The organism is Microbacterium sp. bgisy207 (genome assembly GCF_057706855.1).
Genome location: NZ_JBYIPB010000005.1, coordinates 174,884 through 190,265 on the forward strand (window position 1 = coordinate 174,884; position 15,382 = coordinate 190,265).

Genomic DNA, 15,382 nt, shown 5'->3' on the forward strand with positions numbered 1-15,382 from the left:
AGGCCTCGCTGTCAGATGTCGGTGGGCGTCCAGTCCGAGACGACGCTCAGTTCGTCGAGTTCGTCGGCGGTGAGATCCAGCGTCGCACCGGCCAGCAGATCGGCGACCTGTTCCGCACGCGAAGCGCTCGCGATGGGGGCGACGACAAACGGCTGGACACGCAGCCAGGCGAGCGAGACGGCGGCCATCGTGCTCTCGTGCGCGGCGGCGATCCGCTCGAGGACCTCGAGCACCTGGAGGCCCTGCGGGGTGGCGTACTTCGACGCCGCCTTCGCGCGCGGCGAGGAGCCGTCGGCCTCCGGTGACCGGTACTTGCCGGTGAGGAAGCCGCTTGCGAGCGCGTAGTACGGCAGGATGCCGAGGCCGAACTCTTCGGCGATCGGCGCGATCTCGCTTTCGACCTCGTAGCGATGCACGAGGTTGTAGTGCGGCTGCAGGGCGACCGGGCGGGCGAGGCCGAGCGCGTCGGCGGTCTGCATCCATTCGCGCATCCGGTCGGGTGTGAAATTGGACAGTCCGATGGTGCGCACCAGACCGTCGGAGACGAGCTGACCGAACGCCGACACGACGTCGGTCAACGGGACGTCGGGGTCGTCGTAGTGCGCGTAGTAGAGGTCGATCGTGTCGACCCCGAGCCGCTGCAGGGATGCCTCCGCCGCGCCGCGGATGTTCTTCAGCCCCGGGAACTCCGGGTGACGACTGACCTTCGTCGCGATTATGAGATCGGCGGACGGTCTGGCCGCGAGCCATTCGCCGATGATCCGCTCGCTGTCGCCGCCCGTGTTGCCGGGAACCCAGGCGCTGTATCCGTCTGCGGTGTCGACGAGGTTTCCGCCGGCCTCCGTGAATGCATCCAGGATCGCGAAGCTCTCGTCGCGGTCGGCGGTCCACCCGAAGACGTTGCCGCCCAGGCACAGGGGGAAGATGTCGAGGTCGCTGTTTCCGATGCGGGTCATGGCTCCATCCTGGCATCCGATCCGTTCGGATCGCCCGTGGTCTGACGCGGCCGATCCCCCCTGACGCGAGTGCCGCCGTTCGGTAGCGTGAGTGTCGTGAACGCACCCGTCGATCCGACATCCACGCCCGCCTGGTCCGCCCTCACCAATGCCGCATCCGGATTCGCTCCGGACCTGCGTGCGTGGTTCGACACCGACCCCGGTCGGGTCGAGCGGATGAGCCATCCGCTCGCCGACCTGCACGTCGACCTCTCGAAGAATCTCATCACCGACGAGGTGCTCGCGTCTCTCGTGGGGCTCGCCGAGCAGACCGGTGTCGCCGAGCGGTTCGCGCAGATGCTCGCCGGCGTGCACCTGAACACCTCCGAGGACCGGGCCGTGCTCCATACGGCGCTGCGGCGGCCGGCGGGGGAGAGCCCCGCGCTCGTCGTGGACGGGCAGGATGTCGACACCGACGTGCACGCCGTGCTGGATGCGATGGATGCCTTCGCGAACCGCGTGCGGTCGGGCCAGTGGCTCGGGGTGACCGGCAAGAAGGTCACCCACGTCGTCAACATCGGCATCGGCGGCTCCGACCTCGGACCGGTCATGGTCTACGAGGCCCTGCGTCCGTACGCGAACGCCGGTATCGAGGCGCGGTTCGTCTCGAACATCGACCCCACCGACATGGCGCAGAAGACCGCGGACCTCGACCCCGAGACGACCCTGTTCATCGTCGCCTCCAAGACCTTCACGACCCTCGAGACCCTCACCAACGCGCGGCTGGCTCGCGACTGGCTGTGGGCGGGACTGTCGGCATCCGGCGCGATCGACGGATCGGATGCGGCCAAGACGGATGCCGTCGCCCACCACTTCGCCGCCGTCTCGACGGCCCTCGACAAGGTCGCCGCGTTCGGCATCGACACCGACAACGCGTTCGGCTTCTGGGACTGGGTCGGCGGCCGCTATTCCGTGGACTCGGCCATCGGGCTCTCGCTCACGATTGCGCTCGGTCCGGATGCCTTCCGTGACCTGCTCGCCGGCTTCCACGCCGTCGACGTGCATGTTGCGACGACGCCGCTCGAGCGGAATGTGCCGGTGCTCATGGGCCTGCTCAACGTCTGGTACACGAACTTCCTCGGCGCCCAGACCCATGCGGTGCTCCCGTACGCGCAGCAGCTGCACCGCTTCCCGGCGTACCTGCAGCAGTTGACGATGGAATCCAACGGCAAGCGCGTGCGCTGGGACGGGTCGCCGGTCGTGACCGACACCGGTGAGGTGTTCTGGGGCGAGCCCGGCACGAACGGGCAGCACGCGTTCTACCAGCTCATCCATCAGGGCACCCGGCTCATCCCGGCCGATTTCATCGCGTTCGTCAACCCCGCCTATCCGCTCGAGGACGGCGGGCGCGACGTGCACGGCCTGTTCCTCGCGAACTTCCTCGCGCAGACGAAGGCCCTCGCGTTCGGCAAGACCGCTGAAGAGGTCGAGGCAGAGGGCACGACGGGTGCGCTCGTCGCGGCGCGGACGTTCCCCGGCAACCGCCCGACGACCTCGATCTTCGCGCCCGCGCTCACACCGTCGGTGCTCGGTCAGCTCATCGCCCTCTATGAGCACATCGTGTTCACGCAGGGCACGATCTGGGGCATCAACTCCTTCGATCAGTGGGGGGTCGAGCTCGGCAAGCAGCTGGCCCTGCAAATCGCTCCGGCGATCGAGGGGGATGCCGATGCCGTCGCGGCCCAGGATGCCTCGACCCGCGCGCTGCTCGAGTATTACCGCGCGCACCGCGGCTGACGCGGTCCTCCTCGGTTGAGCCGCGGTCTGGGACGCCGGTGCAGCAACGGTGAGGGGATTCTGCCGACACGGGGGTGCGGATGCGGCATCCGGCCCTCGCCTCGGCGGGATCCCCTTGTTCCGGCGTCCGCTCCCGGGTGCCCGATGCCCGCTCCCGCGTGCTCAGCCGCGGATCTGATGGTGCTCGAGGCGGCGGAGGAACTGGAGGCCCATGCGCCGCCCCGTCCTGACCCCGGGGGACGATCGCCTGCCCTCGCCGCGACCTGAGTCACGCGGTAGCCTGTGCTGAACAACTGTTCAATTCAGGGGGTTGCTCATGAAACTCGTGTTGCTGACGGCGGGTTCGCGCGGTGACGTGGAGCCGTTCGCCGCGCTCGCGCGAGCGGCTCAGGATGCCGGACACGACGCAGTCCTGATCGTTCCCCGCGCCTCCGGCGCCGACCTCTCCGGGCTCACGGTCTGGGAGCTGGATGCGGATTACAGCGCCGTCATCCGGTCGCAGGGGCTCTCAGCGTGGGCCGCGATGCGATCGATGAACACGGTTGTGCGTCCCATCATGCGCTCGGTCATCGTCGAGTCGGCGCGGCGGGCGCGTGACGAGAGTCCGGATGCGGTGATCTTCCACCCCAAGGTCCTCTCCGGCCCGCTCGTGGCGGCGGCCCTCGACATCCCCGGGTTCCTCGCCGAACTCGTCCCCGCCGTGACGCCGACGCGTGCCTTTCCCGCCGCGGGTACTGTCGCGGGCTCCCTCGGCCCCCTCAACCGCCTCACCTACCGCGCCGCCGCCGGCGCGTCCGCGCTGTTTCGTCGCGAGATCGCGGAAGCGGCGGACACCCTCGGTGTCACGGCGACGCGCGGGCTCGCCTCGCGGGCATCGCTGGTTCCCATCAGTCCCCGCATCCTGCGTCGGCCGGCGGACTGGCCCGATTCCACGGTCCTGACCGGAGCGTGGAACACACCATCGCGGGACCGGCAGAACGTTTCCCCGCAGATGGAGCAGTTTCTCGCCAGCGGGAACGTGCTCTACGCGGGGTTCGGCTCGATGGTGTCTCCTGATCCGCACCGGCTGGGGGCGGCAGTCGTGACCGCAGCCCGACAACGAGGCCTGCGGGTCCTCATCGCCACGGGTCTGGGAGCTATCGCGGTACCCGATGGCCTCCGTGGCGACGACGTCTTCGTGACCGGTTCGGTGCCTCACGACGCCGTCCTGCCCCGGGTCGTCGCGGCGGGATCGGCACGATTCACGCGGCTGCTCGGGCGGGAGCCACATCGATCGTCGTGCCGTTCTTCGCCGACCAGCCGTACTGGGGCGCCCGACTCTATCGAGAAGGCCTTTCGCCGCGTCCGCTCCGGGCCTCACGTCTGACGGCCCGCCGCCTCGGCGACGCGCTGGATGCCGTCCACCGGTATGCGGCGGTGAACGCTGAGCGCGCGCCATCCATCGCGGCGGAGCAGGGGACGCGGCGGGCGCTCGAGGTGCTGGAGAGTGCGGTCGGCTGATTTCGCGCATGCGCCGTGGCTGTGGCGGCACCGGCGCCCTGAGGCTGAGAGACTGGAGCGCGTGCCCGCACCGATCTCCCCGCATCCGACTGATCGCTACATCGTTGCCACCGATGGCGCCTGCAAGGGAAACCCGGGCCCCGCGGGGTGGGCGTGGGTGGGAGAAGACGGTCACTGGGCCGCGGGTTCGATCCCCGAGGGAACGAACAACATCGGTGAGCTCCTCGGGCTGCTCTATGCCATCGCTGACCATGCCGACGTCCGGGAGCTGGTGATCCAGGCCGACTCGAAATACGCGATCGACACGTACTCGTCATGGATGGACGGCCATCGCCGTCGCGGCTGGGTCACGAGCGCGAAGAAGCCGGTCGCCAATCGGGAGATTCTCGAGCGTCTCATCGCCGCCCGGGACGCGCGCCGCGCGGCGGGGATGCCGGATGTCGTGCTCGAGCATGTGCGGGGGCACAGCGGTCATCGGCTCAACAGTTGGGCAGACGAGCGCGCCGTCCGCGCCTCGGAGCACGCTGCGAGGGGCGAAGCGTTGACCTGGACCTCTCTGCGCGGGTTGGAGCGGCTCGACGTCACGGTGGATCCGCCGCGGGGGAGCGCCGATCGCACCGGACGCTGAGGAGCGTCGCGCGGCACGGTCATCCGCGGCCTCACCCGGCGAGGGCTCGGGCCAGCACTCTTCTCATGGCGCCGGCCGTATCCACTCGTCTGCCACGGGGACGATCAGTGCCGCGATCACGCCTTCGCGGTTCGGTGAGCTCACCTCGACGATGCCGCCATTGGCGTGCGCAAGCTCCTGCGCCACCGCGAGACCGAGACCGGTTCCCGGGGCGTGCGCCTCCTCCGCTTCTTTCGTCCGGTAGAAGCGGTCGAAGACGTGGGGAAGGTCTGCCGCGGCGATCCCGGGGCCGGTGTCGCGGACGGTGATGCGGACGGCCGATAGGGCAGACCCGTCGGCGGCAACGAGCGTGGAGTCGTCGTGCGACGCTTCCACGCGCACGCGACCGCCGCGCGGCGTGAACTTCACCGCGTTCGCGACGAGACTCGCCAGGGCGTGGCTGAGTTCGGAGGGGACGCCCTGGACGAGGCCATCGCAGTCGCCGACGCTCAGCTCGAGGCCTCGTTGCCGGGCCGACGGTGAGTAGCGGGTGAGGACCTCATCGACGAGGTCGGCGACGGCGACCTCCGCGATCAGAAAGTGGCGATCCGCGCGCTCCTGCACACGCGCAAGGATCAGCAGGTCGTCGATCAGGTAGCTCAGACGTGCCGTGTTGCGCTGGACGACCTCGACCCACTCCCGCGACTGCGCCGGCAGTTCGTCGGATTCCTCGATCAGTTCGAGATACCCGGCGATGCTCGCGATCGGGGTGCGCAGCTCGTGGCTCGCCGTGGCCACGAAGTCGCTCTGACGACGCTCGAGATCGAGCTTGGCCGCGAGGGCCGTCGCCCGTGCGCGTTCGGCGTCGAGGAGGGTCTGGGTGGCGCGCACGCTGTCGGTGATGTCGAAAACCTGCACGGCAACTCGTGTGTCGTCGCCGGTGACTGTCGACGCGTCGATGGTCATGACCCCGCCGTCGGAGGTCTCAAAAGTCGCACGATGGCCGGTGCGCAGACTGTTCTCGACGTGTTCGCGGATGGGGCCGTGCACCCAGACATCGTCCTGACGCAGTTCCGACCGGAGGACGCCGCGGGCCGCCGAGTTCGCGAGCAGCGCCCGCCACGTGGCGCCACGTCGTTCGGCGATGACCAGGCCGACTCGGGAATCGATGAAGCCGCCGGTGAACAGCTTGGCGAAGTCCCGGCTCGTGCGGTTCGCAGCGCGCAGCTCGTAGCTCGCTGTCGAGAGGAACAGGTTGTACAGCCCGGCCATGAAGATGAACAGCGCGACAATCAGCACCTGAGTGCGGGGATCGAGTCCCGGCTCGCTGAACGGTCCGATGCCCGCGACCGTCATGGCGAGAACCGCGACACCTGTCAACAGGGTCTCGACATAGGAGCCCCAGTTCGGAAATCGGAATGATCCCCAGGCCAGAATGCCCACGGGCAAGAAGGTCAACGGAAGACCGGCCCCACCGACGGCAAGGAACACGAGGATCCCGGTCAGCGCGGCGACTTGGGCGATGACCTCGATGCGCGGGATTCGGAGATAGATCGGGGGTGGCAGAACGGCGAAGGGCGCGATGATGAGGATCGCTGCAGCATGCGATGCCGCTGCCTGAGTCGCAGCGGGGAGGAACTCGCGGCCATCGGCGAGAACAACCAGACCCACGAGGATACCGAGCAGGCTCGACGCCGCAAGCACCGCGAGAGCGAAGCGCCACGCGTGGCGAACGGAGCGAAGCCGAAAACGCCTCGTCGCCCGGTGATCGAGCAGAGCTGCGAACACTCCGGCCTCGATGGCATTGGCGAGACCGAACCCGACGGAGGTGACGAGGTCACGCTCTCCCGTGGCGTTTGCAAGCCCGGTGGCGACGAACACGAGGACTAACGCCGCCCACCGGCGTTGGCGCGGGTTGACCAGCACGAACCACGCTGCGACGCCGGCGGCCGGCCACCACGCGGCGACACTGCCTCCGAGCGGCGTGAACGCGACGCCCAGGCGAGACAGAGCGAACAGGGCGAGAGCAACGAGAACCCACGCCCACCACCGCGGGGTGCGCTGGATGCTCGCCACCGCGAGTTCGAGCCGCCCCGACGCCGCCGACCCCATGGATTGACGCTATCGGGCCAGCGCTTCGGCTTCTATGGCGCCACGCCCCGTTCGCGCGATCCCGCCCTGCGGCGGTCTCGGTGTCCGCCCGTCCGGTGGCGTGCGGCGCCCCGGACGGCGCGGACGCGACCGGAGGCGACTCCTGCTCGAGGTCAGGCCGTGACGGTGTCCCGCGTGGGCTGCCAGCCCAGCGCGGGCGCGACGTGCTTCGCGAAGGCCTCGACGATACGCAGGTTGAACGCGACCCCGAGTTGACTCGGAATCGTGAGCATGAGCGTATCGGCTGACTGCACGGCGGCATCCGCCAGCAGCTGCTCGACGAGCACGTCCGGCGCGCCCGCGTACGTCTTGCCGAACGTCGAGCGCATACCGTCGATGTAGCCGACGCCGTCGCCGTCCTGTCGACCTCCGAAGTACATCTCGTCCTCGGCAGTCGTGATCGGGAAGATGCTGCGGCTCACCGACACGCGCGGCTCACCTGGGTGGCCGGCCTCGCGCCACGATGTGCGGAACGCGTCGATCTGCTGGGCCTGCAGCTCGTCGAACGGCAGACCGCGGTCCTCGGTGAGCAGTGTGGACGACATCAGGTTCACGCCCATGCGTCCTGCCCACTGCGCGGAATCGCGGTTGCCGGCGCCCCACCAGATGCGCGAGCGCAGTCCGGGGGAGTGTGGCTCGATGCGCTGCATCCCGGATCCGCCGCCGAACGGACTCATCGCGTCGCGCTCGGCCAGTCCCTCACCCTCGACCGCGCGGAGGAACAGGTCGAAGTGCTCTCGGGCGATGTCGGCACCGCGCGGATCGCTCGACCCGGTGTACCCGAAGGCCTCATATCCTCGCACAACCGTCTCGGGTGAGCCACGGCTGACTCCGAGTGCGAGCCGCCCGCCGCTGATGAGGTCGACGGATGCCGCCTCCTCGGCCAGATACAGGGGGTTCTCGTACCGCATGTCGATGACGCCGGTTCCCACCTCGATCCGCTCGGTACGGGCTGCGATGGCAGCCAGCAGCGGCATCGGCGACGACTGCTGTCGCGCGAAGTGGTGAACGCGGAAGTAGACGCCGTTGACGCCCAGGTCATCCATGCCCTGCGCGAGATCGATCGCCTGGAGCATGGAATCCTGCGCGGTGAGAATGTGCCCACCGCCAAGAGGTCCGTAATGACCGAACGAGAGTGTTCCGAATCGCTGCATGAGTGATGCAACCTCCAGGTGGGTGCTTTTATTCCTGTGAATGGATGCCGGGGACGTCGCGCACCAGCACATAGTCGCTCTCGAGACGACGGCCGACCCGGAAACGCTTCTCTCCCACCACGGAGAACCCGTGTTTGGCGTAGAAGCGCTGTGCGCGCGCGTTCTGCTGGTTCACCCCGAGCCAGACGCGCCCGGCTCCGCGGCGGCGCGCCTCGGCGACCGTCTCCTCCAGGAGCCCCGCGGCCACACCGGTGCCGTGCGTGGCGGGGAGCGCGTAGCACTTGGAGAGCTCGGCCGCGGGGCGAGCAGCGTCGTCGTCGAGAGCGGCGCGGACATCGGCATCCGTCGGTTCGCCCAGCACCAGCATCGTGTAGCCGACCAGCTGCTGATCGCGCTCATCGACCAGCAGCACGCGGTGCGGGTCGGTGAGATACGTCTGGAAGGACGCTTCACTCAGATGAGCCTCGATGAACGCGCGCTGATCGGCGGGGGTCGACTCCGGGGGGCACGCGAGGGGGAAGGTCGCGGCAGCGAGAACGTGGAGTGCCGCGGCGTCTGCGGGGGCGGCGCGGCGGATCACGGCATCCATTCTGCCGCTCGCACCGCTAGCGTGAGCACGAAAGCCGCCTGATCATCCGGAGTGTGCACGTGTACGCATTCATCATCCTCTTGCAAACGTTGATCCTCCCGCTCGTTTCCGGAGCGATCCACCTGCTGGTCGCGGGGGGAAACCCGCTCCTCGTGTTCGGAATCTGGTGGGGGTTCTGGGGTGTCGGCATCCGGCTGGGATTGGCCGGCGTGAGCCAGATCATGAAGCCCGACCGTACCCGCAGGATCCTCGGTGTCGAGGCGACGGATGCGAACCAGATCGTGCAGGAGCTCGGCTACGCCAACCTCGGCATGGGCGTGACGGCCCTCGCGATCCCGTTCCTGCCGACGTGGAGCGTTCTGCTTGCCGTGCCCGGGGCGATCTTCCTGCTGCTGGCCGGCGTGCGCCACATCGCCAAGCCCGGCAAGGGAGCCGCCGAACAGGTGGCGACGTGGACGGACCTGCTGGTGTTCCTCGGTGTGCTCGCCGGTGTCGTGGGACTGGCGATCGTCGGATGGTGAGCCGCCGCTACAGGGACGCGTAGGCCTCGAACACGGTGCCCTCGGGGAGCGGCTCCACGAACACGGCCTCGAACTGCACCGCCGTGCCGATGGAGGGCAGCTGGTCGATGACGGTCCACGCGCCGCCGATGATCTGGCCGGACGGGTCGCGCGCGACGACGCTCACCTGCACGAGCTCCATATCCTCGGCGAAGTCACCGCTGACCGTTCCGGTGACCGTCGTCGACACCTCGTCGGATGTCGCGGTCAGCGCGCCCATCGTGAACTCTCCGGTCTCGGCGAACGGGGAGTAGACGGCATCCGCGGCCCCGGGGAGGACGATGTTGAGATCCACGATCTCGGCCTCGCCGACCTCCGTGAAATCGCCGACGAGGGCTGCCTGACCGGAGAGGATCACGCGGTATTCGGTGGCGATGTCGAGGATCGTGCCGTCCGCGCCGATCGCTTCGACGTCGATGCTCGAGTAATCGAAGATGTAGTCCTCGTTGGGGTTGTCGATGACCGCCACGTACCACCAGGTGTCGGGGGCGACGCTGTATCGGCCGAACGCGCCGTCGAGCACCGCGATGTCCTCGGCGGCGCCGGCATCCTCGGCTGGCGCGTCATCTTCGGGCATCACCGGCGTCGCCTCGACGATCTGCTCCTGGATGGCCTCGGTGAGGGCGACCCCGCCGATCCAGAAGACGGATACCAGGATCATGACGAATGCCGCGATCCAGCCGACGACCGACAGGATCAGCGCCGTGATGCTGAGGCCCTTGCCGCCGTGCCGCGACCCGATGAGCGCGATGAGGCTGATGATGAACCCTGCGAGCAGGACGAAGCCGGCGATCCAGTTGACGAACGGGATGAACGCCATGACGAATCCGACTCCGGCGAGCACGAGCGCGACGATCGCGAGGGTCTTGGGTCGCGTGTCGACTGCAGCCGGAGGGGTAGCGCTCCCCGTGGGCGGCGCGTCCGCGGGCGGCGGGGGAGGCGCGGCGTTCTCGCCTGATGGTCGCGGGTCACCCGTTCCGGTGGGCGTGTCGTTCGACATGATTGCTCCCCCTTTTCGTTCCTGAGCGTAGCGGGCCGACCGCCGGAGGACCTCAGACGTTCCGTATCCGATCTCGGACGGAACGCCCACCCGTGATCGCTCGTACGTAGGCTGGGAGGATGAACAAAGGCACACTCTGGACCATCCTCGGGGTCATCGCGGCGATCGTCATCGCCTGGGTCCTGGTGGAACTGCTCTGGGGCGTGGCGATGCTCATCGTGAAACTTGCGATCGTGGCTGTCGTCGCCCTCTTCGTGTTCTTCCTGCTGCGCGCTGTCTTCTCCCGGTCCTCCTCCGAATGACCTCACCCCCGGCAGCCCGCGCCACGCTCGGGAGCGTGCTGCTCACCGCCGCCCTCACGCTGACCGCGTGCGTCGAGTCGGCATCCGATACCGAGAGCGCCTCGCCCAGCGGGGTGTCGGCGCCCGTGAGTTCGTCACCGAACCCCAGCCCGTCGTCGTCACCGTCCGCAGCGCTTCCGGTCATGTGGCGCACGGCGGGTGCCCCGGCCGTGGTCGCGGCTGATCTGCGCGTGCCCTGGTCGGTTGTGCCTTTCGCCGACGGCACCCGCATCGTGAGCCTGCGCGGCGGCGAGATCGTCGAGGTCGACGCGGGTGGATCAGCTCGCATCCTGGGCGCAGCCTCGGGTGTCAGCGCGGTGGGTGAGGGCGGCCTCCTGGGCCTCGCGGTGCTCGAGACGGATGCTCAGACGTGGCTCTACGCGTATCTCACGAGCTGGAACGGCAACCGGGTCATCCGGATGCCGCTCGTGGGGGCGGCAGGCGAACGCCGGCTCGGTGCCGAGGAGGTGATCCTCGAGGGTATTCCGAAGGCGAGCACCCACAACGGTGGCCGTCTCGCGTTCGGACCCGACGGGTACCTGTACGTCGCCACGGGGGATGCCGGGTCGCCGGATGCCGCGCAGGATCCGTCGTCGCTGGCGGGCAAGATTCTGCGGGTCGGGCCCGACGGTGCACCCGCCGCGGGAAACCCCTTCGGTACCGCCGTCTACTCGCTCGGCCACCGCAACGTGCAAGGTCTGGCGTGGACCGACGACGGCAGCATGTGGGCAACCGAGTTCGGTCAGAACCGGGTCGATGAGATCAACCGCATCGTTGCCGGTGCGAACTACGGGTGGCCGGTGCACGAGGGGCCGGCGGGCGATACCGCCTACGTGGATCCGGTCGTGACCTGGTCTCCGGATCAGGCCAGTCCCAGCGGGCTGGCGGCCGCCGGCAACACTCTCTTCGTCGCGGCGCTGCGCGGGGAGCGGGTCTGGATGCTCGATGTCGGTCCGGAGGGGCTGATCGGTGACCCCCAGCCGCTCTGGATCAGCGAATTCGGCCGCATCCGTGACGCCGTCATCGACGGCGATGAGCTTCTGCTGCTCACCAACAACACCGACGGGCGAGGGTCGCCCTCCGGAGACGACGACCGGCTGCTGTCGGTGCCGCTCGTCGAAGCCGCACCGTAGCGCTCACCCCCGTCAGCGCCGCATGCCGGCGAGCGTTCGGACGATCCCGACCGCGTCCAGGGGGCTGTCGCCGCCGGCCATGCCCGCGGCGAACAGCTCCGCGCACGCGTCGATCACCGGTGAGGCGATCCCCGCCGCCGCGGCGGCCTTGCGGATCAGGTCGGCGTTCGCATGGACATCCGCGATGGACGCCTGCGGAGCTGTATCGCCGCGAACCAGCATCTCGGTCTTGACCCGCGACAGGGGAGAGGACATCTGGCCCGAGTCGAGGATCTCTCGCCACGCGGCAGTGTCCACACCGTGCGCCGTGGCGAAATGGAATGACTCCGCGAGGCCGGCCAGCAACGACACGAGGAACACGTTGACGCTGAGCTTCATCGTCAGGGCCGCGGGGATGTCGCCGCAGGCCTCCACGCGGGCGCACAGGTGCTCGAGGAGCGGGCGAACGCGGTGGACAGCCTCCGGTGGGCCGGCGAGCATCCCGACGAGCTGACCGTTCACGGCCGGAACGCGAGATCCCGACACCGGCGCCTCGACGTAGGTCCCACCCGCCGCGGCGGTGTCGTCGGCGAGCCGTCGCGACAGGTGAGGGGCCATCGTTCCCGTGTTGACGATGGTGCGTCCGGCGACGAACGGCTGAATCACACCGTGTGCGTCGCGCAGAACCGCATCGACGGCATCCGCGTCGCGGAGCATGACGACAACCGTGTCCGACGCCGCGAACACCGCCTCGGGGGATTCCGCGGGAGCAGCACCCGCGTTCACGATCGGATCGAGCGCTGCGGCTGATCGCGTCCACACGGTCAGCGGGATCCCCGCGGCCAGGAGCCGCCCGGCCATCGGCGTTCCCATGAGTCCCAGTCCGATGAACCCGACGCGCCCGTAGGGTGCCGTGCGCTCGCGGTCGGCGCGGTCGTCGGCGAGCCGCTTCTGGAACCAGTGGTGCGCGTACGGCTCGTCGTTGAACGCGGGGATCTCGACGTAGCCCGAGGAGCGGTACAGCTGAATGGCCTCCGTGAGTGCGCGGTTCGTGTCCAGGCGGGCGACCCGCGCCCCCGCGTCGCGGGCGGCATCCTCGATCGCGGTGAGGAGCCGTCGGCCCAGACCCATGCCTCGCGTGGCGGGCGCGACCCAGAGCCGCTTGATCTCGCCCACGCCGTCGGCATGGAGCTTCAGACCGACGCACCCGACGACCGCGCCCCGGAGCGTGGCCACGAGGAACCGACCCGCGGGGGGCCGCAGCGCGTCGGCGGGCGCGGGGCGGGTCGTGCCGGCGTCGAACCCTGACTCGAACCGCTGCGCCAAGACCGAGTAGTACTGCGCGATCGCGTACTGCGCCGCCGCGTCGTCGGGGTCAGCGGATGCGATCTCGATTGCCGACGCCGTCAGAAGCCGACGCGCCGTTGCGGTGGCGTCCACGAGCTCGGCGCGCTGGCGGGGCGTGAGCGGCGCGAGGATCGCGTCCACCAGGTCGTCGGAGAGACGGTCGAGGATGCCGATCTCGGCGCGGCCGGCGTCGGTGAGCTGGACGCGCCGCACTCGACTGTCCTCGCCTGAGGTTCTGGTGACGACGAGGCCCTCGTGCTCGAGGGAGCGGAGCATGCGGCTCAGATACCCCGAATCGAGCCCGAGTCGCGCCCGGAGCTCGCGGACTTCGGCGCCGGCCTCGCCGACCTCCCACAGCAGCCGGTCGAGGGCCAACGACCGGCCCCTGTCGAGATAGTGGTCCTCGAGAGCGCCGATGCGCTCCGTCACGACGCGGTTGAAGGCTCGCAGCTCGGCACGTGCGAGAGCGGGATCCTGCTCGGGAGGGATCGTGACCATGTCTCTGACTATAGTCAGAGAATTTCGGACTGCGACAGCGGGGTCGCCACCTCACATTCCGCGTCTCCGCGTCGTCCTGGATGATGAGAGTGTTCGTCCGGATCGTGGCGACGCGAGGCAGGAGACATCATGAGAGTCGCCGTTGCAGGCGGAACCGGAACCGTCGGTCGCCACGTGGTCTCGCACGCCCGTGCTGCCGGTCACGACGTGGTCGTGCTGTCGCGTTCGGGCGGCGTCGACCTGATCACGGGCGCCGGTCTCGCTGCGGCCGTCGCGGGGGCGGATGCCGTCATCGACGTCACCTCGATCCAGACGCTTTCGGCATCGGCCTCACGGAGGTTCTTCGGCACGGTCACCGCGAACCTGCTCGCCGCAACGCGCGAGAACCCCGTGCACCACGTCGCTCTGTCTATCGTCGGGGCCCGCCAGGCGCCGCACGGGTACTACGCGGGAAAGGCGCTTCACGAGGAGCTGGTCGCGGCATCCGGGAGGCACTGGTCGATTCTGCGCGCGACGCAGTTCCATGAGTTTTCGGCGCAGGTGCTCGCCCAGGCGAAGGTGCTCGGCGTCCACGTCGTGCCGCAGATGCGCTCTCAGCCGGTGGCAGCATCGGAAGTGGCCTCGGCCCTCCTGCACCTGGTCGAAAGCGGCGCGAGCGGAGATGCCCCTGATCTTGCCGGTCCACGGGAGGAGCGGATGGCGGATCTCGCACGGCGGTACCTGCAGCGGACCGGGTCCAGCGCTCGCGTCGTGGAGATTCGACTCCCCGGGGCGCTCGGGGCGGCCATGGCCGGCGGAGGCCTGCTTCCGGGGCCGGGAGCCCGGCTCGGGTCGCAGACCTTCGCCGAGTGGCTGGATCAGGACGGGGGTCGCGGATGACCGATGGCACAGCTGCGACCAGTGACCTCTCGCTCCACGATCCGGCGATCGCCGAACGTCGGCACCTCGTGTCGCTCGCGTTCCGGATGCTGGGAACGGTCGCTCACGCCGAGGGCGCCGTGCAAGAGACGTATGCGCCGTGGTATCGCCTCACCGAGGATGAGCGCTCCGCCGTGGTCTCGCCTCGCGCGTGGCTGACGGGAGCGTCCGCGAGGTCAGGCTGATACTCAACCCCGAGAAGCTCTCACTGTGGAACTGATGCCCGCGATCCCGACGGCGAAGAACACGGCGAACCAGAGAGCGGCGGCGCCGACGGCGCCGTAGACGGCCGCGCCGCCGATGGCGCCCATCGCGATCCCGAGCCACAACGCGAAGTAGCGGAGCCACCCCGTGCGGTCTCCGCCCCGGAAGGCACCGACGATCCCTTCCCCGATCTTCACGAGCGCGCCGGTCATGTAGGTGATCCCGAAGGACGGCCCGCCCCGACTGTTGAACACGGTGTTGACGGCGCCCATCGCCAGCGACAGGCACACGGCCGTCGGGGCCACTGCCAGCAGCGCAGCCCCGGTCACGGCGCCGGGATCGACCGGAGCCGCAGACGCGAGTGCCGCGCCGAGGGCGACGACGCCGGCGACGCCGACCAGGATGAGCGCTCCGCGATCACGCCCGGGGGTGCTGATGGCCGATCCGAGCATGACTCCGAGCACGAACGCGACGATGACGGCGAACCCGAACCCGGCGGCAGCGATGTCCCCGCCCGCCAGCTCGACGCCGGACTGGGTTGTATTGCCGCTCATGAACGAGACGAAGTAGCCCCCGAGATAGACGAATGCGATGCCGTCGATGTAGCCGGCGAGTACCGCCAGGAGCACAGCGATGGCGAGGCGGGAACGGGGGAGTGACCTGACCACG

General features: G+C 69.1%; 15 protein-coding genes. 8 read left to right on the forward strand and 7 right to left on the reverse strand.

Annotated elements, in window-relative coordinates; genetic code table 11:
* Positions 1-11 precede the first annotated feature (11 nt).
* On the reverse strand, positions 12-956 hold the full coding sequence (locus AC3ENO_RS06530) for an aldo/keto reductase (RefSeq protein ID WP_434969825.1): 945 nt from the start codon (positions 954-956) through the stop codon (positions 12-14).
* A 96-nt stretch (positions 957-1,052) separates the two neighbouring features.
* Here AC3ENO_RS06530 and pgi point away from each other — a divergent pair, with 96 nt between their 5' ends.
* The 3 genes from pgi (at position 1,053) to AC3ENO_RS06545 (ending at position 4,860) form a co-directional block, all read left to right on the forward strand.
* Positions 1,053-2,732 (forward strand): glucose-6-phosphate isomerase, encoded by a 1,680-nt coding sequence (gene pgi / locus AC3ENO_RS06535; protein WP_434969826.1) that lies wholly within the window; start codon positions 1,053-1,055, stop codon positions 2,730-2,732.
* Between the two features lie 316 nt (positions 2,733-3,048).
* Positions 3,049-4,098, forward strand: coding sequence for a glycosyltransferase family protein (locus AC3ENO_RS06540; protein ID WP_434969827.1), 1,050 nt, complete (start codon positions 3,049-3,051; stop codon positions 4,096-4,098).
* Between the two features lie 195 nt (positions 4,099-4,293).
* Positions 4,294-4,860, forward strand: a complete 567-nt coding sequence (locus tag AC3ENO_RS06545) for a ribonuclease H family protein (RefSeq protein ID WP_434969829.1) — start codon at positions 4,294-4,296, stop codon at positions 4,858-4,860.
* 63 nt (positions 4,861-4,923) lie between these two features.
* Here the strand turns inward: AC3ENO_RS06545 and AC3ENO_RS06550 are convergent, their stop codons facing one another.
* The 3 genes from AC3ENO_RS06550 to AC3ENO_RS06560 all read right to left on the reverse strand — a co-directional run bounded on the left by AC3ENO_RS06550 (position 4,924) and on the right by AC3ENO_RS06560 (position 8,733).
* Complete coding sequence (locus AC3ENO_RS06550; protein ID WP_434969830.1) at positions 4,924-6,951, reverse strand: ATP-binding protein; 2,028 nt, start codon at positions 6,949-6,951, stop codon at positions 4,924-4,926.
* Between the two features lie 152 nt (positions 6,952-7,103).
* Positions 7,104-8,144, reverse strand: a complete 1,041-nt coding sequence (locus tag AC3ENO_RS06555; RefSeq protein ID WP_434969831.1) for an LLM class flavin-dependent oxidoreductase — start codon at positions 8,142-8,144, stop codon at positions 7,104-7,106.
* 28 nt (positions 8,145-8,172) lie between these two features.
* On the reverse strand, positions 8,173-8,733 hold the full coding sequence (locus AC3ENO_RS06560; RefSeq protein ID WP_434969832.1) for a GNAT family N-acetyltransferase: 561 nt from the start codon (positions 8,731-8,733) through the stop codon (positions 8,173-8,175).
* A gap of 59 nt (positions 8,734-8,792) precedes the next feature.
* Between AC3ENO_RS06560 and AC3ENO_RS06565 the strand changes: the two genes are divergently transcribed.
* Complete coding sequence (locus tag AC3ENO_RS06565; RefSeq protein WP_434969834.1) at positions 8,793-9,254, forward strand: hypothetical protein; 462 nt, start codon at positions 8,793-8,795, stop codon at positions 9,252-9,254.
* Between the two features lie 7 nt (positions 9,255-9,261).
* Here the strand turns inward: AC3ENO_RS06565 and AC3ENO_RS06570 are convergent, their stop codons facing one another.
* On the reverse strand, positions 9,262-10,293 hold the full coding sequence (locus tag AC3ENO_RS06570; RefSeq protein ID WP_434969835.1) for a CD20-like domain-containing protein: 1,032 nt from the start codon (positions 10,291-10,293) through the stop codon (positions 9,262-9,264).
* Between the two features lie 119 nt (positions 10,294-10,412).
* Between AC3ENO_RS06570 and AC3ENO_RS06575 the strand changes: the two genes are divergently transcribed.
* Entirely contained in the window at positions 10,413-10,595 is a 183-nt protein-coding gene (locus tag AC3ENO_RS06575) for a hypothetical protein (RefSeq protein ID WP_434969836.1), read from the forward strand.
* On the forward strand, positions 10,592-11,767 hold the full coding sequence (locus AC3ENO_RS06580) for a PQQ-dependent sugar dehydrogenase (RefSeq protein WP_434969837.1): 1,176 nt from the start codon (positions 10,592-10,594) through the stop codon (positions 11,765-11,767). The genes AC3ENO_RS06575 and AC3ENO_RS06580 overlap by 4 nt, the downstream gene beginning before the upstream one ends.
* 12 nt (positions 11,768-11,779) lie before the next feature.
* On the opposite strand, the gene AC3ENO_RS06585 is transcribed toward AC3ENO_RS06580, so the two are convergent.
* Positions 11,780-13,591: a GNAT family N-acetyltransferase gene (locus AC3ENO_RS06585; protein WP_434969839.1), complete on the reverse strand. Its 1,812-nt coding sequence runs from the start codon at positions 13,589-13,591 to the stop codon at positions 11,780-11,782.
* Between the two features lie 129 nt (positions 13,592-13,720).
* Here AC3ENO_RS06585 and AC3ENO_RS06590 point away from each other — a divergent pair, with 129 nt between their 5' ends.
* Positions 13,721-14,470 carry an SDR family oxidoreductase gene (locus tag AC3ENO_RS06590; protein ID WP_434969841.1) on the forward strand — a complete coding sequence of 250 codons (750 nt, stop codon included), beginning with the start codon at positions 13,721-13,723 and terminating at the stop codon, positions 14,468-14,470.
* Positions 14,467-14,694 (forward strand): sigma factor, encoded by a 228-nt coding sequence (locus AC3ENO_RS06595; protein WP_434969843.1) that lies wholly within the window; start codon positions 14,467-14,469, stop codon positions 14,692-14,694. Before AC3ENO_RS06590 ends, AC3ENO_RS06595 begins: the two co-directional genes overlap by 4 nt.
* Before the next feature lie 3 nt (positions 14,695-14,697).
* Here AC3ENO_RS06595 and AC3ENO_RS06600 read toward each other — a convergent pair whose 3' ends face one another.
* Positions 14,698-15,381, reverse strand: coding sequence for a YoaK family protein (locus AC3ENO_RS06600; protein ID WP_434969845.1), 684 nt, complete (start codon positions 15,379-15,381; stop codon positions 14,698-14,700).
* Between the last annotated feature and the right edge of the window lies 1 nt (position 15,382).